Here is a 21,131-nt window from a genome sequence, read left to right as displayed (position 1 = left end):
GTTATAGGATCGACATATATTCTCCTCCTCCTGCGAACGCTTCCTGAATTTCCTACTAGAGGAGTACTTCTATCAGTTGGTTTGGTTAAAGGAGTAACTTTATCAGTTGGTTTGGTTTTACCTACCTAAAATTAGTTTAATAGTATCTTTGAATTAGTGTGATAATGGCGCTTTCCGCACTATAATTATACCTATATATATCAATAGTTTCAGGGTTTTTGTCGGTTCGCGCACTAAGTGAAAATTGTCGCGGACTTCTTGAAAATTCTGTCTCTGTATGCCTTGTACTCTCGTAATTAAGGGGCGCCTATAATCATCGTTTTTATTGCTCAAACCTATGCGGGGCTTGGATTTCGCTCTTTTTCCCCACCAAAGCACAGTTTTTTTCAATTAGTCCGCGCTCGTACATCCTTAATTTTCACTTAGTCCGCAAACAATTTTCATTTAGTCCGCGACAATATGAGCCAGAACCCTGATTCTTCCGTTAATAATTTTTCAATAAGTCCGCGAACCGACAGTTTTTGTAGAGGCATAATAAAGTCCAACAATAAATAAAAAAGTTCGTAAGTTTATAAAAAAGTTCTACAATTTCTGTGAAGGCATAGGCGCCCCTGTACATCCACAGAATACAAAGCGCGTCCAGAATGGCTGTGTAGTGCTTACCCTGCTTGTTTCGTCACTGACTGCGTATGATTATCGTGCGCTTTTATACTAAAAATCTGATAATTGTTCAACTTTTTTATTTGACTTTAGAGCTACTGCGCTCTCAAAAATCATAGGTTAATTCTTTTTCCTGCCCAAATTGTTTAACTTTATTTTTGTGGTGCCTGCAATGGACAACAAAAAATAAGAGGTTTCAGCCCCTGAAATTGTTGAACTTTATTATATTATTACAGTTTTATGGAAAATCGACTAGTTGATTATCAAAGCGCAGTCGTCATTTTTCAAGGTGCCTATCAGCTAGAATAGCAAATTCTCAGGCGCCAAAACTCCTTGATTGTAGTTTGCGTAAGTACAAAGTGGCGAATGAACAACGAGTATAAATACCTTCGGTGCCAACAAGAAATTGTTTGTGTAACTACAAAAATCTTAGATTTAAAACCACTTGATGGATTTATAATTTTGGTAGGTACGTTTGAAATTATGACCGATTCAAGCATCACAGTTATACAAACTGCAACCCTGGCGCCTGTCGATAATTTTCCTATCGACCAAGACACGGATGTTATTGACCAGTTGCTTGCTGATACCCGTTCGCCAAATACGAAGCGCGCGTATGAGAAAGACTTGAGAGATTTTTTTAAATTTATTACTGGGCGCCTGCCTGATTCAAATTTAGTATTAGAGTTTTTACAGCTGGAACAATCTCACGCTGTCGGGGTAGTCCTTAAATACAAAGCGCACTTGATAAATAAAAAGAAACTTTCAGAAGCAACGGTAAATAGGCGCCTGAGTGCAATTAAATCTCTCGCAACAATGGGGCGAAAGTTGGGGGTGTGTTTCTACACCTTGGAAGATATTAAAGGTGAGAAGGTTGAATCATACAGAGATACTACTGGAATTCCTTCTTCTGAATACGCGCGCGTTATTTCTCAAATAAATAGAACCACCCTTAAAGGTAAACGTGACTATGCTATATTACGGTTGCTTTGGGATAATGCTCTGCGGCGAGGGGAAGTTTGTAGTTTGAATGTTGGTGATTTTGACCCTCAAGCTAAAACTTTAAGGATATTAGGTAAGGGTAAAGGAACTCAAAAAACTATTATTGACCTAAGTTTTAAAACAACTGAAGCTATTACCGATTGGTTGATTGCTTATGGTGGCGCCACGAAATTGAAGGCGCCTCTATTTACTGTGCTTGCTTATAATGGCAATGGTACACGGTTGGGTGGGGAAGCAATAAGGCGCCTGATTGATGAACTTTCTTCTTCTGCAGGTATTACTAAAAAGATGTCTCCTCACCGGGTAAGACATAGTTCTATTACTACGGTGTTGGATAAAAATAACGGGAATTACCGCGCGACACAAAGATTTAGTCGTCATGCTAAACCTGATACTGTTATGAAATATGACGATAATAGACAGAAGTTACAGAAAGAAATGACTGATATATTGGCGGATTTGATTTGAGATGGGCGCCTCTTTTATTGCGCTCGTTGTTTTCTGGGAGTAATTTTGTGGTTCTAATATTTTGCTTATCAGTTATTGCTTAAGTTGGTCAACCTTTATTGGTCTGGCGATACGATACGCACGTCCGTTTTTAATACGGTAACGAATCATCATTGCAACACGCCTGTCAACTCGGTAAGTTATTGATACTTGGCTCGAATCTGCTGACCATTTTGCATAAAATGCACTGGCGCCAGTATCAAGCGTGTCTTTAATTTCTTCCAAAGGTCCAATTTTCTTTCCTGTGCGCGCGTTCATTTATGACATCAATATGATTTTCCAAAAACTTGGACTACAGATGCCCTTCCTGTATGGTAAATCCCTTCTGTAACATCACGCTCTATTTCTTGCACTACTTCCAAGCTTAGACTTGCAAACTCTGTTTTCACAGCATCTAACGAGACTAGCAAATCCAAATTAGTTGGTCCACCCGTTTTAAACTTTAACTGGTTTGGAGAGTATGCTTCTAATACCAAAACGCCGTCTTGTTTCAACCCAGCCACTGCTTTTTGATGAACTTGCCTCCACAAAGCAGATGGAAGATGACAAAAAATAGAAATAATTCCATCCCATGTTTTAGGTTGAATCACAAAATCAGCAAGATTCGCCCTTATAGTCTGTATTTGAACATGTTGTTGTTGAGCCAATTTTTCCGCTTTTGCAAGACCAGCACTTGATTGATCAACTGCTACCACTTCATACCCTAAAGATGCAAGATAAACTGCGTTTCGTCCTTCACCTTCGGCTAAACATAAAACCTTGCCTTTCGGGATTTTAGATGCGACTGAAACAAGAAATTCATTGGGCTTTGTTCCGTAAGCATATTCAATACTGCCATATCTTTCATCCCACATTGAATTTTCTCCAATTTTTGACAAAATTAGTTAATTACATTGCACTCAATTCATTCTATATTTTATCCTATTAAAAGGGGTTTAAAACTAGGGTGTTGACTTTGTGGAAAACGGGCACACACTCATTTCATACAGTTTTTGTGTCTAAAATAAAAGCTCTGGAATCCTTATTTTATAAGCTTTTAGAGCTAGTGTTATGAAACACACATTATGCGTAAGTAAAAATTGCCCAAAAACCCTCACTCGTCTTCACCCTACTATTAATCCGGTGCCTGAAACCCCATTCTTGCGTTACCGTCAAATTAGGTTTTTTGGTTATCCACTCAATTTACGAGATTCGCACATCAAAAATCATCAATATGTTGCCGTATATATTGTTCATCAGTTTTGATGAATTTATTGAGCCATTGGTCAGTTCAATTCGCAAGCCTTACGAGTGGGCGCCTGAAGTCGAGAATCAATCAGTAGTACAAATAGTCGATAAGGAGGTTTTACTTGATGCACTTCCTGAAATAGAGAAGAGTGAAGATGCTGTTTGGCAGTCGGTTTTAGATATTACCCACAGTGAGAATGTGCAAGCTTGGGTTAGTGCAATTGCTATATATATAGATAATGTGGCGCCAGGACAGGTAGTTACTGTGTCAGGTTTGATACGACAGTTGAAGGGATTGGCGCCTGTTGAAGTTTGGTTAGGCTTGTTGCTAGGTTCCTTTGATATGCGCTTGGAGCGTAATTTTAACTTTGATTGCTATGATGTTTTCTGCGAGCAATTTTATGCATCAGATATTCGAGTTACAGGGTGCCACAATATTTAGTTAGTTCATTTGTTATTGATAGTTAATTGCTCGCAATGACACCTTTAACCTGAAAGTTAATATTAGTTTGGATTACAATCCCACTCATTCTTTATAATCAAAGCGTTTTTATTTACCACACCACCTCGTGGAGAATATAAATCACCTTTTAGATATGTACCTGTATCATTTTTAATAACATTATTAGCTATAAAACTCCAAGATGTGCCAACATAGCTTTCACCTCTCCAGTCAGGATGAATGTCATTTGGATTGGGGCTGGCGAGAATACGAGACGTGTTATTCAGAGGAGCGCAGCTTATATTTACCTTTGTGGAGGGCTTTTTAGCTTGTTCAATTCGCCAATTATGAACAGTTTCTTTATTTGCTCCGTTATTAGCTGTTGTTACAAACAATGTTTTTCCTTTACCATTCTCAAATTGGAAAAGACAAAGACCAAGACCAGAACCAGCACAATCTACAATTTCCGTATATTTTCTTTTTGTTATAAAATAGTTGACTGGAGCTATTCTATTTGGATTATTAATTTGCTCCTGATTTAAAACAGGTTTCCAACCCGAAGCTATTAAGACCTTTCTTGCTTTTGAATAAGGCATATTTTGCTTGAGTGATGCTACTTGTTGTGCAGATGATACTCCACATACCAAACTAACCATTGTTGTTAATGCAATTTTAGTTAGTAATTTTTGCATTTTCATAAGTTTTAAAATAAATGACATGTCTTACTTTATACCATATGTCCCAATTTATGTTGTGGTTAAGACTACTTAAAAGCTGTTAACGCTTAAATTTATATTGAGGGTATAAATTTTGTTTAAACTTTTTGTCCGCGAGGGAGTATGTGAATTGAATGGGTGCCCATCCTATTTCCTCAACAACACAGGCACCAAATGTTCTGGAATCCCCTCTAACTGTATAACATTACACCCGAGCTTATAAGCGAACTCTATAGATTCCCCGGCGCCTACAGCATTATAAAACCCTGTAGCAAACTTAATCGCGGCGTTATCACCAATAGCCTTATTCATCCCAACCACAAAAGGAACATATTCAACAATAGCTGTTGCTTGAGCTTCGGAGTAGCAGGCGTTGAGGATGATGCATTCTATACCAGAAAATAACTTAAATAGATTAGCTAGTGCTTCTGTATTGACTAATTGTAAATTTCCGGTTTCGTCTTCTAGTATTAAACCGTCGTCGCCGGCGCCGTGTCCTGAAAAATGTACTATTTGCGGTTTGTAGTCAAGTAGTGCTTGGTACACATCTTGTACACGCACTGCCCAACGTTGTTTTAGGTCGAATAATTCTCGCTTCCTCGCGCGTTGTAGTCCTAGGTCGATTTCTCTTACTTCTTCGTCTAATCGTAGGTTTGATGTGCCTCTGGGATTGGCAGCTAGAATCAAGATTGTTTTGGCACCTGTCTTTGTAGTTTCTAGTTGTTCTCCAGTGTTGTACTGTTGACTTGCGTTGTCATTAAGCTGGTTCGCGAAGTTGCCTATGGTGGCGCCTTGATTATTATTGTTAAAACTTTCTGACATAGTATCGCCTTGATTTCTATAGTTTTGAGCATAAAATTTCGGAGTGTTTAGTGCTGTATTTACAAAATTTTCTAAGCTTTGAATTCTGCTATCTTTTTCTGCAAGTAGTAATTTAATATCTCGTTCTGGTAAACTTTGAATGTGATTATAATTCTCAAAATACTCTGCACTCAATTCCGAATTATCAATGTCAGGCACCGTTTTAACCCGAAGTAACAATTTATCTTCACCCTTGACTTCCATACCTACGATACGCAGTTCCGCATCTGAATGATTCTCTGCTAACTGCTTGAATGAGATAGCAATCGCGCGGGGATCAACTCCCTGGCTGTGATATAAATCAAGGGTATCAAATATTGGTTGAATGAAGTCTCCAAATTCCCCATCTCTAAATACTTCCTCTCTATTATCTGGTTTGCGGTATGGGTCTGGGTTATATGAAGTGGGTTGCCGCATATAAACATACTCACATCGTACACCAGTAAAGTTGGTAGTACTGGTGATGTTCCAATCTTCTATGTACGCTCCGGTGAGAGTGGCGCCTGTAAAATCAGTTCCATCTAATTGTGTTTGTACTAGTTTGGCTCGTGATAAATCGGTGTCTTGTAAATTGGCGTTACTTAAATCGGCAGCAATAAAACTGGCATCGGTTAAATAGGCTTGACCAAAATTTATACCTCGTAAGTCAAAACGGTTAAAATTCTTTTCCTGTCCCTGCCCTGTAATTAAAACTTGCCTGACTGTTGCATGTTGAAGATAGCTTGTACCAGGACGAACGCGGTCAAGGTTTTTGACTTGCCCGAAACAAGTACGAGTTAAGTTAGCTTTACGAAAATCTGTACTTTTAAGGATGGCACCTGTAAAACTAGTATCAGTTAGGTCAGCGTTGCAAAAGCTTGTACCGCCAAATGCTGCAAATGCGATTGCACTAGTACGAATAATGGTGTATTTTTCGTCTCCTTTCAATGCTTGGCGCGCGAAGTAGAGACTTAGCAAAGAAAATATGACGGCGAAGGCTCCGGCTAAGGCGAAGGCAAAGGCGAAGGCTACGACTAAGGCTCCGGCTATGGCTCCGGCTATGGCTCCGGCTATGGCTACAGCTATGGCTACAGCTAAGGCGAAGGCTCCGGCTAAGGCGAAGGCAAAGGCGAAGGCAAAGGCTCCGGCGAAGGCTACGACTAAGGCTCCGACGAAGGCTCCGGCGAAGCCTGCGGCTCCGGCTCCGGCTATGGCTACGGCTACGGCTCCGGCTATGGCTACGGCTATGGCTACAGCTATGGCTACGGATGCATTTATTCCTATTCCTTGACGAATTATGGCTGCAAAGAAAACAATTAGTACAATTAAAGTAACCCAAGCAATCTGATGTTCTGAACTTTTACTGTCAAATCTGGACGCCACTAAAAAGCCGCTATAAGCTGAGAAAAACCCTGATATTCCTGAAAATAGGCACGAAACCAAGACAAGTATTGTGCAAGAGCGCTTTCGCAGTCCTGCTTTTGCATTCTTAAAGTTAGCTCCTATGAGGTTGGCGCCAGTAAAATCAGCACTACGAATATCCGCTCCTGTAAAATCGGCACCTTGTAAATTCTGACCTTTAAAAGAGCGACCACGTAAATTTTGACCAGAGAAGTCTTTGTACATAACAGGTGCCACAGGTTTTATGGTAATAAAAATTCCAAATTTACTAACCTACGTTTCTACAGGGGGAAGTAAAGCTAACTTATGCATTTATGAAGTCATATCATTTTCATTCCCAGAATAGTGTTTATACATAACAGGCGCCGCAATGTGAAGAGTGCCTATCGTATCAACTTACTAGTTGTTTTGTAATAGTAAAATTGTCCACTCTTGCTGGAAATTTTTGAATACAGCGTTTTGATCGCATGTACCTGAAGGCAGGCGCCACTTCAGCACATCGAATAATAGTTTTAACTCGTATTAATTTGTTGCTCAGAACTAAACTCGCGCGCGCTCTTTTTAAATATGATAAGGCGCCAATAATATAGTTAAAATAAGCATTAATTTTAAACAACCCTGACAACTTTAAGAGTCGGGTCACTATCCTAACCCCTGGTAATATTACAGGCGCCCATTTAAATCATTTCCTTAACAACACAGGCGCCAAATGTTCTGGTATTCCTTCTAACTGTATAACATTACACCCAAGTTTATAAGCAAACTCTACAGATTCTCCGGCGCCCAAAGCATTATAAAACCCAGTAGCAAATTTAATCGCTGCTATATCACCTATTTCTTTATTCATCCCCACCACATAAGGAACATACTCAACAATAGCTGTTGCTTGAGCTTCGGAGTAGCAGGCGTTGAGGACGATGCATTCTATACCAGAAAATAACTTGAATAGATTAACTAGTGCTTCCGTATTGACTAATTGTAAATTTCCTGTTTCGTCTTCTAGTATTAAACCGTCGTCGCCGGCGCCGTGTCCTGAGAAATGTACTATTTGTGGTTTGTAATCTAACAATGCTTGGTATACATCTTGAACACGTACTGCCCAACGTTGTTCTAAATTAAATAATTCTCGTTTTTTCGCACGTTGTAATCCTAAGTCAATTTCTCTTACTTCTTCATCTAATCTCAGCGTAGAAGTGCCTTTGGGATTAGCGGCTAAGATTAAGATTGTTTTGGCGCCTGTTTTTTCAGTTTCTGGTTGTTGAGAGTTGTTGTTGATGTTACCACCAATTTGATGAGCGTTAATTGTGTCGGCTATACCACCAATTTGGGCACCTTTTTGGTCGAAGTTGAAAACTCTTTTTGATTCGGGCATGGTATCACCTTGATTATTATAAGTTTTTGCATAAAAACTAGGACGTTCTAATGCCGTCATTACCATATTTTCTAATCTATTTATTTGACTATCTTTCTCTGCTAGCAGTAATTTAATATCTTGTTCTGGTAAAGCTTTGATTTGATTATAAGTATCAAAATATTCAGCACTTAGTACTGATTTATCGGTATTAGGAACCGTTTTGGTACGTAGTAAAAAATTATTACTCCCTCGTTTCTCCATTGCCACAATTTCTAATTCCGCATCGGGATTGTTTTCTGCTAACTGCTTAAATGAAATTGCTATCGCACGGGGATCAACTCCTTGACTGTGGTAAAGGTCGAGAGTATTGAATATTGGTTGGATAAAGTCTCCAAATTCACCGTCTCCAAAAACTTCCTCTCTATTATCTGGTTTACGATGAGGGTCTGGGTTATCTAAGGTCGGCTGTCGCATGTAAACATATTCACATCGCACTCCAGTAAAGTTGGTATTACTTGTGATGTTCCAGTCCTCTACGTATGCTCCAGTAAGAGTGGCACCTGTAAAGTCAGTTCCATCTAATTGCGTCTGTACCAATTTAGCTCTCGATAAATCAGCATCTTGTAAGTTGGCTTTACTTAGATCGGCGCCAATTAAGCTAGCATCTTGTAAGTATACTCCTTGAAAATTAACACCTCGTAAGTCTTGACGGTCAAAATTTGAATTCTGCCCTTGTTTTGTAACTAAGACTTTTACTAATTTTAATTTTTCAAGGTAAGTTGAACCAGCACGAACTCGGTCAAGTTTTTTAGTTTCTTGAAAACAAGTACGGGTCAGATTGGCGCCTCTAAAATCACTACTTTTAAGGATGGCACCATTAAAGTTGGTATCGGTTAGATTGGTGCCTCTGAAACTTGTACCCCCAAAAGCAGCAAATGCAATAGCTGCACTGCGAAGGGTTGCGTATTTTTCCGAACCTTTTATTGCTTGACGCACAATATAGACACTTGGTAAAAAAAGTAATAAGGCTCCAACTCCAGTAAAGGCTAAACCGATGGTGAAAGCTTTTGCTAAGTATGTGGTGCTGGCTACTATGGTAGAGACTCCAGTAAAGGCGCCAACACAGGCGAAGGTGAAAGCTCCAGAAACGACAACTCTTATGGTTATTGGGACGGCTCCAGCGAAAGCTCCAGCAAAGACGAAGGTAACACTGGAGGCGATGGTAAAGGCTCCAATTGCAAAAACTCCATTTATGAAATTGCCGAAGAGCAAAGCAACGGCTCCAACTCCAGCGAAAGCTCCAACTCCAGCTAAGGTAAAAGCTGCGGCTTTGGTAGGATTAATGCCTTGGCGAATTATGATTGCAATTAGAGCTATAATTACAATTAAAAAAACCCAAGCAGCTACTTGATTTTCCAAATATATTAAAAACCTTAAATCCAACATAAGACCAGCAGAAGCTGAAAGAAATCCACATATTCCTGCTAGCAACCACGAAATCCCTAAAAGTAACATTACCCAACGCTTCTGCAAACCTGCTTTAGCGCCCCTAAAATTAGCTCCTTTTAAATAAGCTCCTGTAAAATCTGTACTGCGAATATCCGCGCGACTAAAATCGGCACCTTCTAAGTTCTGACCTTTAAAAGAGCGACCACGTAGATTTTGACCGGAGTAGTCTTTGTACATAACAGGTGCCTGTTTGTATGGTAATAAAGATTACAGCCATTTATCTGTACAAAATTCTAAATGTACAAACCTATGTTTCTATAGGAGGAAATAAAGCTAACTTATGCATTTATGGAGTTATATTATTTTCATTCCTAGAGAGTATTTATACATAACAGTCCACAAGTTATATTTATACTTACCTTAATACACCTTGAATGCATACGTTATTAAATTTACATTAATTACGGTGCCAATTTAAAACCAAAATAATTATCAAGCGCGCGGGAACTAATTAGTTAAATTGCATTAACTAGGATTGGCGCCTGGTAATAACTTTTAGAATGCATAAAAAAGCACCTGGGATAAGGCGCCTGTTTAAAGTAGTACTTAAGAACTTCATTTTGATAAGATGTTGCGAGCTACGTCGGCGCCATCACCTTCACCCAACCACCTATTTTTGCAATTTGTTCCCCAAGCCGATGTTTCGCCCCAGTTATCTTGATTTGCATAAACTTGTAACACTGCTGTTAGTTCTGAGATTTTTTGTTCCAATTCAATGATGGTTTGTTCGGGAGTTTGTTTTTTAATGAGGTGTTTAAACATAATAGCTGTGTTTGTTTTTACTCAATTATTTTTCCCAATACTGATATGTAAGGAACGGAGCCTTATTACATTGAGTAGTCCGGACATATATCCTCAACTGGCCCATAGGGGTGTACGGCACAAGCCATGATGAAATTGTCGCTGTAATATTTACAACCTACACATGTGTCAGGTAGCGAAGAATAATCTTCTTCTTCATAGTCGTCTTCTTCCTCAATTAAACTGGCGCCGCAATTCGGACAACTATCTATTTCCCTACCGTTATCTTCTATAAGACAGGTAATAGGGCGCCATACTTGAACAGCTTCCTTGTCTAAGTTAATGCGAGTACTGTAGTTCCAGAACACTGGGTAACTACATTTACAAACTTCTATCTCACAATCTAAATCTTCAACGTAGCGCGCGTTGTAGTAATCCTCGTGTATCTTCCAATCTTGTTCCTTAGATGGTTCTGTAGGGGCGCCATCCCGGTCTACGCGGTACAGCTTTCCTTGATGAACAATTCTTACACTGTAGTGATTGTAGTCACTGCCCATATTTTCCATATCACATTTCGATTTAGAGAAAGCGTAGTCAAAGCCTCTGTGTAATGGATGCAGGCGCCAGCCATTTCGAGTCTGGACTACGAGATATTCCCCTTCCTGATAAGGGTTAAATCTCTCTGCTACGTGTTCTAGTAGAAATACAAAGTCTTCTTTGGTGTCCATATTGGTAGATGCTCCCATTAACGAGTTAAGGTTTGTTGATGTGTAGTTGTAGGCGCCGATTTTGACGTATTACAACGAGTCAAGGTAAAACTAGCTAAGACCATCGTCGCAAGTACTACTATTAGGTGGTTGAGTTTAAATACGTAATTTTTATTAGTCCTTGCTATCTGGGACATAGCACGACACACTTGTTTAACTTGTCGATTATTGAATTCAAACCATTCCCCGTGGCGCCTGTAAGTTGCAAACTGACTATGTAATAACTTCTCTGCTGTATTTACATCTCGTACCAATATTGTTTTTACCTTCACCAGTGGATACGCACTTTGAGTACTGTTTAATTGCTTTAAGCGCGCGAGAAATGGACGGGTAGTTAAACCAATCTTGTAACGGTTGCTTCCTTGAGCATGTATGAAATATATAGTTCCTGGCCTTAGTTTCTTAGCTTTGGCGCCGGATTTTTTAAGCTTACGTAACATGTTGACTCCTAATAGTTATCGAGAGCGAGAACGAGAACAACTAGAGCAATTAGAGCGAATACCGTCCTCAAAAATGACGTAAGTTTCGTTGTTTATTTTGACAGTTGGGTAAGCATAGTTAGTGAAAGGTATTCTAAGTAATCTATTTCTGCTTCGTTTTCTGCTTTTCTTAACTGTGGTGTTAGTTTCCTTAAATGTAAAGATTGGTGTGGGTGGATTTATGGTAATTTCAGGCATTTGAGGTATTTGAGCTACTGTTGGTAATTGATAACTCAAAACCAATATCATCGTAATAATCGATTGGAACTGTTTGCGTTGTTTAGTCATAATACAAAAGACAGTTAATTGTTATTAATCCTAGAATTTCTTACTTTTTGGATAGTTATATAAGTCAACCTGCACAGGGTTTTCATCCCTAATACCCTTCATTTTCAAAAGTGCTTTACCTGAAGATGTAGCTTCACCAGTTTTCGCATCTGCTACCGCAATACAATCAACGCGCGGCGCCGAGTCAATCATTTTAGAGAATCCTGCAAGCTTGCTAGATATACTCGTTTGGTTATCCGAATGGGCAGTTAAGCAGACTGTATAACCCCACTTTCTAATATTGGTGAGGGATTGTTTAAGAAAAGCTGCCCATAGCTCTGGGTCAACACCATGTATTTCGTAGGTATTGCTCTCCATAAGGAAAATAGCGACTTTACCCTCCAACCCTGATTTATCCGCGATGTGACTTAGATAATCATCTTCATCAATCCTTAAATCCCTCGCAATTTGCTGGCGCCCTCTAATATCCTCAGTGAAGGCGCCTATAAAATCGTTGATTGATTCCGCGTCAGCAAGTACCTGTACACCTTCCCATACGCTTGGATTTGTTTCTGGGTTAATAACAACGATATGATAACCGTCGTCTTTTAGTAACCTAATCATTAAACGTTCCAGGGTACTTTTACCACTTCCTTGTTCTCCTGAAAGTACCCGGAAGGGAAGTTTTAACAGCTTATATATCCAGTGGAACTGTTCAGTTAATTCAAATTTAGTAATAATCATTTCATCCTCTTCTGTATGTTTGGCGCCTAATATTTTCTGAGATTCCTTGTCAGCTTTATGTTTATCTCGTAGGTTTTCAGCAATAGTCTTGTCCATTTTTGAAGTTGCCTCATCGAATTGTTTTAATGCTGCTGCATGGGTTTTGTCTTGCAGCTCTGTTTGTCTTTGCGCGCGGTCTTGAATAGCTTCTACTGGGATAAAACCTTGTTTAACTTTCTGTTTGTCCCACGCGCGCGTAGTTTGTAAGGATTTAAATTCCCTTTCGTTCTGGGATGAAACAGTACTCAATTTAATACAAGTTTTGTAAGCTTCTAATTCTTCGTGTGCGTTCTTTTCATCTAGTTCTGATTTTTTAGCCCAACTTAGATAAGCAAGACCGGAAGAGATAGGTGCCAGTAGTAACCACCACACATTAGATTTAATAGCTGGGATATCTCTAAATCGCAGTGATGACTCTGGGAGGGGTTTCGGCGCCTCGAATTGTTTAGTCACCCATATTTCTTTAAGTAGTTTATGCTCGTAGTCACAGTATCGACGATTTAACTTTTCCTGCGCGCGCTTACTAAAATCTTTCCCATATCTAGGTGGTAAGTTTGCTGTTTGAGGACAGAACTTGATTCCTACCAGGTCATATGGTCTAGGTGATTGACTCAGGTAGAATACACTCGATAATGAAATAGTGGCGCCTAAGACTACAAGTCCTGAGTAAGGTTTCATCTTTTTTTCATAGTATCAATAATTACATAAATGCCAGCTAATCCAATTAATCCACCAATAATTAAAATAGTGTTTTGTTGATTATCTGGTAACTTGTTAAACTCTTCCACTGTGTTTTGTAATTGGTCGTAAGTACGTTTAGAATTTTCAGCCACATTTAGAAAGTTTCCTAAAGCAGACCAAATAATGAAAGCACTAACTAATGTTGAGAACGCAAATTTGATTAGTTTACCCATACCGCTAACTTCTAATTGTCCCTCCCTTTTTTCAATAGATACATCTAATAAATCTCTATTTGTAATTTGATTAATCAGAAAACATGCTGCTATTGCTAACGCTATACCTTGAGTACCGCTAGTCAGAATTAAAAAGCGCGCGATGCTATATGAGGTGACACCCCAGAAGCTCGTTTCTAACCCTTTCAGGACGCTACTGTTTTTATTTAATTTCTTGCTGAGATTGTCTTTATAAGCTTTGATAGCTTCGATTTCGTCTTTAGTAAAAGCTGTGTCTTCTACTACCGGATAGTTAGAATCATTATTATCCTCTTCATTGAAATCAGGCGCCACAACATTGATACCTTTGAATTATTTGCTAACCCCCAGAATTGTATAAATTGTACTGGGGGTATTTAATTTGCTCCTATCTAAAAATCTCGCGAACGTCATTCCAGAATTTAACAAGAGGATTTGTACTATATTCCTTCTTGGGAATTAAGCTAAGGTCACTATCAGAACCATGTTCCAACATGTGTTTAATCTTCTGTTCTTCAAATTTTTCATCTTCACGCATCTGAGCTAAGAATGGCTTATTAGAAATAGATTCCAAGTTCGCGCGCGCGTCAACAGTCTTCATTGCTGCATCGACCCAAGCTTGAAGTTCTATTACATCGAGACTGTCGTCATGCCTCTGATACTCAGCTTCTAACTGGGCGCCTAACTTAGTTTTGTATTCCTCAATTAAGTTGGTGTAACGAGTATCTTCTAGCGCTAACTCTCCTCCAGATTTATCTATAGCAGCGGCGCCTTTTCCACCACTCTTGTAAATATCCGCCAATGCTTGGTTATACTCGGTTGTTCCCTCTATATAAGCTTTGAGGTTATCTCTAATAGTTGGCATTGCTATTGCTAGACGCTGACCTGTTTTACCTAAGTCTCCTATTTGTTTAAGAGCTTCTTCATCACCATTAACCGCGCGGATGATTAACGAATTATTGATACCGAATTTTTTATCGGTAGCTTGTTTGACATTCTTACCATAAGTACTTACATGGTCACGAACATATTTTGATGCTTTCATTGTTTTTTCTCCTAATATTGCCAAGTATCGATATATTCACACTTCATAATTGCCTGTAAAAGCGGCGCCTTCTATTACACCTTTCTCTATACGAAAATCCCACATTCCACTATCAAGCCATTCGATTTGGATAACGGAATAAATTTTTACAGACTCATCTACTTCCATAACTTAACCCTCCTTACCTTTAACAGAAATTATTTGTCCTCCTCCCTTCCTATCATCTATCCATTCTTGGGCTTTCTCTGTAGCTTCCTGTTTATTGTTACCCGTTTGATAAACTGTTCTAACTTGATTAGTCTCTGCTTGCTCATATTTAATTTCGTATGACTGCCTCACAACTTAATCCTTACATTTCAAGTAACAAATATTCCCTGAATTAACTAAACGCTGGCGCCATTGATTATTAGTTAACGGTTTGCAATTTACTAATAACTGGATAAATATTGGTGCCAGGAATAACACAATTACCAAGTACTTATTTAAGTGCGAACCGTTCGAGTATTGCAGAGCGCGCGCTTTTAATACTTTGACGGACACCTCCCAAGTCCGTTTTTAAATCATTGGATACGCTGGCGAACTTGTTATTCAACCTGGTTGATCTATCAGCAATATGGCTTTGTAGTTCTTTGGTACTGATTTCTAATGATTCCTCGATGGCGTCAAATTGATGGTCAAAGTAACTTTTTATTGCAGTAGTTACAGTTTGAAGGAAACCTGAATAGTCCTTGAACACATTATCTACAGAGTCAGCGATGGATACAGCTTCTTGTTCAGTAAGATTAAAACCTAATGCTACCGCTTGTGTTGTAACTAGGTTGTATTTATCCTCAGTGCTGATAATGATTTCAGATGGCTCTGTTATGGGCGCCTGCACATAAGGATGTGCTGGTTCGGTTGGCGCCACATTTGAAGAAGTAACAATGCTACCAGTAGTCAGTATTCTAATAACCTCGGCAACGATAGCATCTTTGTACTTTAAGATATCTTTTCCCTTTGGGCAAATAGTATTTATTGCTTGTCTAATTTGTTGGGATGTCGGTGTATATCCCTGCTTCTTTACTTCCTTACGGACGTTCTCGATATGATTACGCATTTGTATTTACCTCACTTGTAGGGTTAAAATGTGGCGCCGTTCGGTTGGATATTAATGGCGCCGACAGCAACAGAAGTTAGTAACCACTGAATAAATTCAACATCGTTACCTTGAAAACTTGGGTAGTTATGACGTATCTGAGTTATATACGCAGGGTTTATTAACTCTTGGAGATTTTGGTTAATCTCAAATTTGACTTCTTCTAACTTGTCAATTTCGGTGTTGTTGAGTAGTGGTCTGAAATACTCGATTGACACATCCTCTATATAGGACAGTAATATTCTGGGTACAGCTAGGTAGGATATTGTTACATCTCCCAATGCTTCTAACTGTTGTGTTCGCTCAGGAGAAACCCAGCGCTTCCGCAGGTTGTGAGTTTTACCTATACATAAGATATCGACGCTGTACACGAAGTAAACCCCGCTTATATCTGGTAGTAACGCGCGCTCTTTTAATTGAACTGACGGTAAAGACCTGATATCTAAATTTCTGGGATTAAAATTAGAAAGGATATCAAAGCATGTCAATGTACTGTTATTAAAGCTTTGCGGCGCCTCAACATTGTTAGGTACTTTTTGAGAGTCAATAGTTTGTTTAATCTCATTGCTTGCATCTTTAAGATTAATAACTGTTTTTTCTAGTCCCATACACAGTTCTGATACGTCGTCCTGTTTATGTTCAACTCTCTGAAGACAAGCTTCTTGTTTTTTGATCCATTTGAGCATTTCATTGTTATGAAGCGCGCGCTCTCGCTCCTGGTCTCTCAACGCTTCGCATAACACCGTATGGTGCCTGTATAAGTAAGCGGTAATGAGCGAGTTTATGATGTCTGTACTATTCTTTAAATTGCTTGATAGTAGGTGAGCTAATTGTATAACCTCGTTGATATCCTCCTTGCTCAAATCAGCGCTTAATTCTTTAACTCCTGCCAATAGTACAGATTCAATGTTCGCATAGTCGATGTGACGCGCGTTTATATTGGCGCCTGTCGTATCTTCTCTAAGTTCTGGTTCAGATATTAAGTTCGGTTGATAGACTATATCTGTTGCATTTGACTGATTACCTTCTATAACCATTTTTAAAACCTCAGTAACAATCTTTGATTTGTGTTGCAGGATGTTTTTGTCATGTGGACAGATAGCATTTATCGCTCGTTTGATTTGCTCCGTTGTCGGTGTGTACCCTTGTTTTTTGAGTTCAATACGAATGTTTTCGATCTAACTACGCATTATTTACTTACCTTCTTGACAGCTTTTTTCGTCTTGTACATAAAAGCAAAGGCGAACACCATTACTAATTCATCCGCTTTATAGACTCGCTGACGGTCAAAGTATTTACCTTCAACCTTGGATACTCCTGATTGGAACCAGCGAATAATCGTTGTACGGTGAGCTTTGTAACCACTGAGTCTTTGTAACTCTTGGTAAGCTGCATCTCCTTTGACTGTTACGTGCGATTTTGCTATTTCTTGCGCTTGTTGGTAACAGTAAAGAGTTTGGGCTAGAGACATCTTTGTGTTTTCGTTTCTCTTCTTTAGTTCAGCTATAAATTGAAGATTGTCACGATTTATTTCTAGCCCTGCATCACGAATCATTCGTTTGATTCGATACCATGTTCTATCACTAACTATGGTTTCGTAGTGAACCTCAAAGTACGCTTTCGCGTGCTTGTCGCCGATTTTATCTAACACTTTATGTCTCCTAGATGCACGACTTTTAATACGCACACCCCAGTACGCACAACTCATACCCGGTAGTATTTCCAGAACTGGAGTTGTATTTTTAGCGCGCAGTATGATATGGCGCCTAACTCAATCGTTTTTAGGTAGAGTTGCTTTGGTTGTAAGTGATGCAACTGTTAAAACCCCTCCCAGTTAGAGCTTGTGTAATTTGCTGTCACTAGGGGGTGACGATGCACTTAAATTGCTACAGGCGCCGATTTAGCGTCCTCTACACCCGTTTGCACTGAGAGAGCGCATATAACCCAAGTGAGAGACAGCGCCTGTATAAATGCACTTGTCAGATACTAGAAATTTGTTCATGATGGTTAAGTTGCCTTGCTTTAGGGTGAGGTTAATAAGGCGGTTGCACGAAGATTGGATACCTGTGTGCAACCGCTTTTTAATTGTACATTGTTAGTCTACCCCAATACTGGGGTGATATGTACTCAATTTATTCTAAAAGTTTAGTTTAAGATTTGTAAAGAAGGTTGTCGGTGTTCCCAAGACGGGACAAGTTTGAAACAATATAGAACGAGCAGTAAACGTATGGCTTATACAACAATGCCCCGTAAAGATGAGAGACTCCAGATTCCCGTTTTAGGGGAGTATTTCGACGATTTACTTATAGTTGACAGCTGGCTTAATAAGAAAAATAAGGTACAACACGGTCAAAGCTTGCTTTGTGCAAAGCTTCAAGAAGAGGAAGCGAAGATCAAAGAGCGAATCGAGTATTTAGCCAAAAAACGGGGTGTTAGTGCAGAAGAACTATGGTTTGATATTCTCACTGGAAAAGCTGCTCATCTGGCGCCGTCAGATATTGGGGTAACTTATAAACCTGGTGATGAAGGTTAACTATATATAGGCGCCTATCTAATTTTTGTCGTTACATTATTTGTGGCGCCTATCTTTATTTCTATAGTTGGGTTATGTGTGGCGCCAATATTCAGGTCTTTATGGTTGGGCTGTTAGCGGCGCCTTACTCCAGCTTGAGCGAAAAAGTAATAATAGTTATTCACGTTCTGCTTGTCAGTGCCGTGCAAACTACGCTTCGCTCCGCTCGCTTCGTTAGCACTAGTTGCTTCTAAGAAGCAGTAGACCGCGTAGCTTCGCTCCGCTTCAGCAACGCTATGTCCCAAGTGTTCAGTGACGTTGATGTTGTTCACGGTTATAGTACTTAGTGACGTTGATGTTGTTCGGTGTTAGTTAGTATTTAGTGGGCGCCTATGTTATTCGAGTTAATTAGTGTTCAGTGGCGCCTATGTTATTCGGTGTTAGTTAGTGTTCAGTGGCGCCTATGTTGTTCGAGTTAGTTAGTATTGAGTGGGTGCCTATGTTATTCACGTTTGTTATAAATTCCTCGTTGGCGCCTTCGCTTTGAAAGAAAAAGAAAGCTTCGCAAAGTATTTATTTGGGTTCCCGCCCCCGCCCCCGCCAACCGCCTTACAGGTTATTGGTATTAAAAAAATCAGCTATCACAATTTAAGAATTTAAACTAAAAGAGGCTTCGCAAAAAAACTATTGATTGAATTGAAAGGAGCTATCGCAAACAAATAAGCAGCAATACGTATTTCCAAGGGGGACAAAACAGGCGCCGATTGAATAACCTGATTAATTGTTAAGTTTAATACTGCTGTGAACAATTCACATTTATCCGCGCCTTATCGTAACCACTTATCCGCAACAGCAAAACTTGTTATCAAACTAGGTCTTTTACAAAAAGAGGAATCACACCTTGATTACGGCTGCGGTCGAGGTGGAGATGTCGAACGCTTACAAACAATGGGTTATAACTCGACGGGATGGGACCCTTACTACTTCCCAGGAAACACAGAAGCTGCGGATGTAGTGACAATGAATTACATTCTCAATGTTATAGAAGATGTTCACGAACGGTGCCAAGCTTTACTAACTGCTTGGAGTTTAACTAAGAAACGTTTGATTATATCCGCAAATGTTAGAGGAAGAGGACTTCATAACGGGGAAGTTACATCCTTGGGAACATTCACCAAGTTTTTTAACCATGTTGAACTAAAAGCTTATATTGAAAGTACTCTAGGATATGAAGCTGTAAAACTAGCTAAGGACAAGTTTGTAGTTGACCGTAAGGGGAAACAATTTACTACACTCCATCATGACGAAGTAATTCATCGTGCTATCGCAATTACATCATCCGGATGGATACCACCGATGGATTGTATTATCAAAGGATATTGTAACGACTTTAAACCTTTTGCAGGCGCCGATTTTATAGACAGTGGAGAATTTTCCGGTCGGATTAGGCATTATCGCCTTTTATCAAAAACTCGTTCTCTGCCGAATAAAAACGGTCAGCTTGTCAAAGTTATTCATATACGTGGTGGAAAAGACTCTGAACAAATGCAACTTTGTATTGAAGCACTGCGGCGCCGTAACCAAATAGCCCAATTAAAATTTCATTGTATCGAACAAACGTTTTTAAATGAATTCATTGGTATCCGTAAATTTGACTTTTTGAATACTGAAAATATTAAAATCTACAATTAATCTGCCTGCTTTTAAAAGCGCATATAGTTTTTTATATATGCTTTCTACAATATTCAGTGATTGTATATTTTTATTGATAACTATATAACATTTAAAAACTTTTATGCTAAGTATTATTGCTTTACAAAAATATCTTAAAATTCAGCTATCGCAATTGTATTGAAAAACGGCCTATTGAGGTGGGATCAACCAAAAAAAACCTTTACGGCATTTGATGACATGTGTTTGATGACGTTATTCGCGATTGACTATAAACTTCTAGTTCCAATATTTCACGTTCTGGTCTTCTCTCAGCCTTCTCAATTGTAGCACACACCTTTAAACGTCAAGGGAGAGTTTCTAAACCTCTAACAATTACTAAGGTAATAGGCTTTTTAAAGAATTTCTAAGTTCGTCGTGCCTCCTCACTAAGAAATTCTACTAAAAACCGTATTCCCTAAGTAATTATAACTCGGTAAGAAACGCTATACCCTTGACATTTAAAGGAACATATGCGGCGGATAGGCTGTCTGAGAAGAATTTAGTTTAAAAAAGGAGTTTTTCAGATGTTTGATGTTGAGACTTTAGAATTACATTTTCGTAAATTAAGCAACATAACAGTTAACGGTAAAGTCGTATACGTTGATGTTTTTGACGATAACGGACTTGTTGAAGTTTGTGTAGTTATTTGGGGTCCTGCGTATGATTGTTATTTTCGAGTTGGGAAATTGAGATATTGTGGATTAGATGTAATGGAGGAATATTTAGAAAAAGATATTGTTGAAGAATGTAGAGGTGAGTTTGTAGCGTAAAAAATTAGAGAGATTTGGGTAATTCCAAATTTCTCTAATTTTTTTATGAGGAAGACATTCTACATATAGTTTTACTTAGGCACATCATAATAGTACTTTCATATTTATTACTAGAAAAAATCTGTCTCTTTGGGCGCCTGCAAAGCACATAATTAAAAAGCCTTCGCAAATACTACAGGTGCCAACAACCACCTTTAAAAAAACACTTTGTTTCAGTTGGCGCCTTGACTATTCACTACTAATAATAAATTTCAGTACCTGTTATCCGCACGTTTTTTATATCAGTGTAGGTTAAATTCTGTTTTTTTAAAAAAAGGTATTCTGCGATT

Annotated in this window: 24 protein-coding genes; 5 read left to right on the top strand and 19 right to left on the bottom strand. The window is 38.9% G+C overall.

What is annotated here, in order from left to right:
* The first annotated feature begins 1,143 nt into the window (after positions 1 to 1,143).
* Complete coding sequence (locus AC2JBO_RS29815) at positions 1,144 to 2,130, top strand: tyrosine-type recombinase/integrase (RefSeq protein ID WP_496957253.1); 987 nt, start codon at positions 1,144 to 1,146, stop codon at positions 2,128 to 2,130.
* Between the two features lie 72 nt (positions 2,131 to 2,202).
* On the opposite strand, the gene AC2JBO_RS29810 is transcribed toward AC2JBO_RS29815, so the two are convergent.
* Both AC2JBO_RS29810 and AC2JBO_RS29805 read right to left on the bottom strand, forming a co-directional pair.
* A complete protein-coding gene (locus AC2JBO_RS29810; RefSeq protein ID WP_496957252.1) occupies positions 2,203 to 2,427 on the bottom strand; it encodes a hypothetical protein in 225 nt (74 codons plus the stop codon).
* Positions 2,428 to 2,435: 8 nt separating this feature from the next.
* Positions 2,436 to 3,023, bottom strand: a complete 588-nt coding sequence (locus AC2JBO_RS29805; RefSeq protein WP_496957251.1) for a class I SAM-dependent methyltransferase — start codon at positions 3,021 to 3,023, stop codon at positions 2,436 to 2,438.
* A 359-nt stretch (positions 3,024 to 3,382) separates the two neighbouring features.
* Here AC2JBO_RS29805 and AC2JBO_RS29800 point away from each other — a divergent pair, with 359 nt between their 5' ends.
* The gene (locus AC2JBO_RS29800) at positions 3,383 to 3,838 is read left to right on the top strand and encodes a hypothetical protein (RefSeq protein ID WP_496957250.1); all 456 of its coding nucleotides are present in this window, start codon (positions 3,383 to 3,385) and stop codon (positions 3,836 to 3,838) included.
* 62 nt (positions 3,839 to 3,900) lie between these two features.
* Here the strand turns inward: AC2JBO_RS29800 and AC2JBO_RS29795 are convergent, their stop codons facing one another.
* The 16 genes from AC2JBO_RS29795 to AC2JBO_RS29720 all read right to left on the bottom strand — a co-directional run bounded on the left by AC2JBO_RS29795 (position 3,901) and on the right by AC2JBO_RS29720 (position 17,458).
* The gene (locus tag AC2JBO_RS29795; RefSeq protein ID WP_496957249.1) at positions 3,901 to 4,557 is read right to left on the bottom strand and encodes a hypothetical protein; all 657 of its coding nucleotides are present in this window, start codon (positions 4,555 to 4,557) and stop codon (positions 3,901 to 3,903) included.
* Positions 4,558 to 4,701: 144 nt separating this feature from the next.
* Complete coding sequence (locus tag AC2JBO_RS29790) at positions 4,702 to 7,020, bottom strand: pentapeptide repeat-containing protein (RefSeq protein WP_496957248.1); 2,319 nt, start codon at positions 7,018 to 7,020, stop codon at positions 4,702 to 4,704.
* Between the two features lie 166 nt (positions 7,021 to 7,186).
* Positions 7,187 to 7,438, bottom strand: a complete 252-nt coding sequence (locus tag AC2JBO_RS29785) for a hypothetical protein (protein ID WP_496957247.1) — start codon at positions 7,436 to 7,438, stop codon at positions 7,187 to 7,189.
* Positions 7,439 to 7,477: 39 nt separating this feature from the next.
* Complete coding sequence (locus AC2JBO_RS29780) at positions 7,478 to 9,835, bottom strand: pentapeptide repeat-containing protein (RefSeq protein WP_496957246.1); 2,358 nt, start codon at positions 9,833 to 9,835, stop codon at positions 7,478 to 7,480.
* A 378-nt stretch (positions 9,836 to 10,213) separates the two neighbouring features.
* The gene (locus AC2JBO_RS29775; protein ID WP_496957245.1) at positions 10,214 to 10,420 is read right to left on the bottom strand and encodes a hypothetical protein; all 207 of its coding nucleotides are present in this window, start codon (positions 10,418 to 10,420) and stop codon (positions 10,214 to 10,216) included.
* Between the two features lie 65 nt (positions 10,421 to 10,485).
* Positions 10,486 to 11,127, bottom strand: coding sequence for a hypothetical protein (locus AC2JBO_RS29770; protein ID WP_496957244.1), 642 nt, complete (start codon positions 11,125 to 11,127; stop codon positions 10,486 to 10,488).
* A 17-nt stretch (positions 11,128 to 11,144) separates the two neighbouring features.
* Positions 11,145 to 11,606 carry a GIY-YIG nuclease family protein gene (locus AC2JBO_RS29765; protein ID WP_496957243.1) on the bottom strand — a complete coding sequence of 154 codons (462 nt, stop codon included), beginning with the start codon at positions 11,604 to 11,606 and terminating at the stop codon, positions 11,145 to 11,147.
* Positions 11,607 to 11,621: 15 nt separating this feature from the next.
* Positions 11,622 to 11,933: a hypothetical protein gene (locus AC2JBO_RS29760; RefSeq protein WP_496957242.1), complete on the bottom strand. Its 312-nt coding sequence runs from the start codon at positions 11,931 to 11,933 to the stop codon at positions 11,622 to 11,624.
* Positions 11,934 to 11,963: 30 nt separating this feature from the next.
* Positions 11,964 to 13,373 carry an ATP-binding protein gene (locus tag AC2JBO_RS29755; protein ID WP_496957241.1) on the bottom strand — a complete coding sequence of 470 codons (1,410 nt, stop codon included), beginning with the start codon at positions 13,371 to 13,373 and terminating at the stop codon, positions 11,964 to 11,966.
* Positions 13,370 to 13,942, bottom strand: coding sequence for a hypothetical protein (locus tag AC2JBO_RS29750; RefSeq protein ID WP_496957240.1), 573 nt, complete (start codon positions 13,940 to 13,942; stop codon positions 13,370 to 13,372). Before AC2JBO_RS29750 ends, AC2JBO_RS29755 begins: the two co-directional genes overlap by 4 nt.
* A 73-nt stretch (positions 13,943 to 14,015) precedes the next feature.
* Positions 14,016 to 14,672, bottom strand: a complete 657-nt coding sequence (locus tag AC2JBO_RS29745; protein ID WP_496957239.1) for a hypothetical protein — start codon at positions 14,670 to 14,672, stop codon at positions 14,016 to 14,018.
* A 36-nt stretch (positions 14,673 to 14,708) separates the two neighbouring features.
* A complete protein-coding gene (locus AC2JBO_RS29740) occupies positions 14,709 to 14,840 on the bottom strand; it encodes a hypothetical protein (protein WP_496957238.1) in 132 nt (43 codons plus the stop codon).
* 3 nt (positions 14,841 to 14,843) lie between these two features.
* A complete protein-coding gene (locus AC2JBO_RS29735; protein ID WP_496957237.1) occupies positions 14,844 to 15,011 on the bottom strand; it encodes a hypothetical protein in 168 nt (55 codons plus the stop codon).
* A gap of 139 nt (positions 15,012 to 15,150) precedes the next feature.
* Entirely contained in the window at positions 15,151 to 15,768 is a 618-nt protein-coding gene (locus AC2JBO_RS29730; RefSeq protein ID WP_496957236.1) for a hypothetical protein, read from the bottom strand.
* 23 nt (positions 15,769 to 15,791) lie between these two features.
* Entirely contained in the window at positions 15,792 to 16,844 is a 1,053-nt protein-coding gene (locus tag AC2JBO_RS29725; RefSeq protein WP_496957235.1) for a hypothetical protein, read from the bottom strand.
* Between the two features lie 152 nt (positions 16,845 to 16,996).
* The gene (locus tag AC2JBO_RS29720) at positions 16,997 to 17,458 is read right to left on the bottom strand and encodes a hypothetical protein (RefSeq protein WP_496957234.1); all 462 of its coding nucleotides are present in this window, start codon (positions 17,456 to 17,458) and stop codon (positions 16,997 to 16,999) included.
* Positions 17,459 to 18,034: 576 nt separating this feature from the next.
* Between AC2JBO_RS29720 and AC2JBO_RS29715 the strand changes: the two genes are divergently transcribed.
* The gene (locus AC2JBO_RS29715) at positions 18,035 to 18,340 is read left to right on the top strand and encodes a hypothetical protein (RefSeq protein WP_496957233.1); all 306 of its coding nucleotides are present in this window, start codon (positions 18,035 to 18,037) and stop codon (positions 18,338 to 18,340) included.
* Positions 18,341 to 18,453: 113 nt separating this feature from the next.
* Here AC2JBO_RS29715 and AC2JBO_RS29710 read toward each other — a convergent pair whose 3' ends face one another.
* Positions 18,454 to 18,651 (bottom strand): hypothetical protein, encoded by a 198-nt coding sequence (locus tag AC2JBO_RS29710; RefSeq protein WP_496957232.1) that lies wholly within the window; start codon positions 18,649 to 18,651, stop codon positions 18,454 to 18,456.
* Between the two features lie 469 nt (positions 18,652 to 19,120).
* Between AC2JBO_RS29710 and AC2JBO_RS29705 the strand changes: the two genes are divergently transcribed.
* Together AC2JBO_RS29705 and AC2JBO_RS29700 are read left to right on the top strand one after the other, a co-directional pair.
* Entirely contained in the window at positions 19,121 to 20,011 is an 891-nt protein-coding gene (locus AC2JBO_RS29705; RefSeq protein WP_496957231.1) for a DNA phosphorothioation-associated putative methyltransferase, read from the top strand.
* Positions 20,012 to 20,556: 545 nt separating this feature from the next.
* Entirely contained in the window at positions 20,557 to 20,802 is a 246-nt protein-coding gene (locus AC2JBO_RS29700; RefSeq protein WP_496957230.1) for a hypothetical protein, read from the top strand.
* Positions 20,803 to 21,131: the final 329 nt, after the last annotated feature.

This window comes from Calothrix sp. CBUCES-K 9914, from assembly GCF_059640475.1.
The sequence above is the reverse complement of the archived record's forward strand: the minus strand, read 5'-3'. Positions and strand labels throughout refer to the sequence as shown.

Coding starts and splice junctions, on each gene's coding strand:
- AC2JBO_RS29700 (WP_496957230.1), top strand. CDS start 20,557: ATGTTTGATGTTGAGACTTTAGAATTACATTTTCGTAAATTAAGCAAC.
- AC2JBO_RS29805 (WP_496957251.1), bottom strand. CDS start 3,023: ATGTGGGATGAAAGATATGGCAGTATTGAATATGCTTACGGAACAAAG.
- AC2JBO_RS29765 (WP_496957243.1), bottom strand. CDS start 11,606: ATGTTACGTAAGCTTAAAAAATCCGGCGCCAAAGCTAAGAAACTAAGG.
- AC2JBO_RS29810 (WP_496957252.1), bottom strand. CDS start 2,427: ATGAACGCGCGCACAGGAAAGAAAATTGGACCTTTGGAAGAAATTAAA.
- AC2JBO_RS29800 (WP_496957250.1), top strand. CDS start 3,383: ATGTTGCCGTATATATTGTTCATCAGTTTTGATGAATTTATTGAGCCA.
- AC2JBO_RS29790 (WP_496957248.1), bottom strand. CDS start 7,020: ATGTACAAAGACTTCTCTGGTCAAAATTTACGTGGTCGCTCTTTTAAA.
- AC2JBO_RS29715 (WP_496957233.1), top strand. CDS start 18,035: ATGGCTTATACAACAATGCCCCGTAAAGATGAGAGACTCCAGATTCCC.
- AC2JBO_RS29775 (WP_496957245.1), bottom strand. CDS start 10,420: ATGTTTAAACACCTCATTAAAAAACAAACTCCCGAACAAACCATCATT.
- AC2JBO_RS29815 (WP_496957253.1), top strand. CDS start 1,144: ATGACCGATTCAAGCATCACAGTTATACAAACTGCAACCCTGGCGCCT.
- AC2JBO_RS29755 (WP_496957241.1), bottom strand. CDS start 13,373: ATGAAACCTTACTCAGGACTTGTAGTCTTAGGCGCCACTATTTCATTA.
- AC2JBO_RS29795 (WP_496957249.1), bottom strand. CDS start 4,557: ATGTCATTTATTTTAAAACTTATGAAAATGCAAAAATTACTAACTAAA.
- AC2JBO_RS29770 (WP_496957244.1), bottom strand. CDS start 11,127: ATGGACACCAAAGAAGACTTTGTATTTCTACTAGAACACGTAGCAGAG.
- AC2JBO_RS29760 (WP_496957242.1), bottom strand. CDS start 11,933: ATGACTAAACAACGCAAACAGTTCCAATCGATTATTACGATGATATTG.
- AC2JBO_RS29780 (WP_496957246.1), bottom strand. CDS start 9,835: ATGTACAAAGACTACTCCGGTCAAAATCTACGTGGTCGCTCTTTTAAA.
- AC2JBO_RS29740 (WP_496957238.1), bottom strand. CDS start 14,840: ATGGAAGTAGATGAGTCTGTAAAAATTTATTCCGTTATCCAAATCGAA.
- AC2JBO_RS29725 (WP_496957235.1), bottom strand. CDS start 16,844: ATGGTTATAGAAGGTAATCAGTCAAATGCAACAGATATAGTCTATCAA.
- AC2JBO_RS29730 (WP_496957236.1), bottom strand. CDS start 15,768: ATGCGTAATCATATCGAGAACGTCCGTAAGGAAGTAAAGAAGCAGGGA.
- AC2JBO_RS29745 (WP_496957239.1), bottom strand. CDS start 14,672: ATGAAAGCATCAAAATATGTTCGTGACCATGTAAGTACTTATGGTAAG.